This window comes from Aliiglaciecola sp. NS0011-25 (genome assembly GCF_040370605.1).
GTDB classification, from domain to species: domain Bacteria; phylum Pseudomonadota; class Gammaproteobacteria; order Enterobacterales; family Alteromonadaceae; genus Aliiglaciecola; species Aliiglaciecola lipolytica_A.
Genome location: NZ_BAABWR010000062.1, coordinates 1 through 737 on the forward strand (window position 1 = coordinate 1; position 737 = coordinate 737).

Consider the following 737-nt stretch of genomic DNA (forward strand, 5'->3'; position numbering starts at 1 on the left):
CTCTCTCGAATATCGCTGTTGATATAACTGGGTCCTAGTTTAACCACCGAACAGTCTGTTGTACCGCCACCTAAATCAATAATAAGCACCACCTTATCTTGACTTAACTGCCTTTCATAATCATAGGCTGCGGCAAGTGGCTCCATTAAAAATTCAATATCTTTAAAACCTACTTTTTTTGCCGCTGAGGTAAGAATGCTTAAGGCTTGACTATTTCCATCTTTTTCTTGTAAACCATGAAAATTAACGGGCCTGCCAATAACAACACTCTCCAATTCTATGCCCTTTATGTATTCAGATTCTTCTTTTATAAACGCCAGCATTTTCTCTATAACAGATGCAAATATGCCTTGCTGAGCTTTGGTGATTTTTGCACCTAAAAAAGATTTGGGAGACTTAATGTAAAAACCATTTTCAGGATTGGTAATGTGTGCTAATTCCGCTTCTCGACCAATAATAATATCGTCGCTCAACGCCAGCGCTTCCATTACGGTTTGCATACGTTGATTAGTTTTAGCATCTTCGCGATTTTCAGCTCTGATTACTTTGCGAAAAATATTGATAAGTTCTGCATCGGTGAAAACCCGCGCGTCTGTATCACTTTTAGCTTTTTGAGTTTGTGCCGCTTTTTCTGCTTTCACACGAGCTAATAAATCTGTCTCTGAAACTTTTTCTGGTTTAATCACCCCATGCTCTAAAAACACACAAGACGGAATCGTGGTTTCGCCATCTTCAAG

1 protein-coding gene is annotated in these 737 nt (G+C 39.1%); it reads right to left on the bottom strand.

The genetic code is table 11. From position 1 onward, the window contains the following. Positions 1-737, bottom strand: a 737-nt coding sequence (locus tag ABWV72_RS21175; protein WP_353372966.1) for a rod shape-determining protein, incomplete at both ends; no start/stop codon positions are given.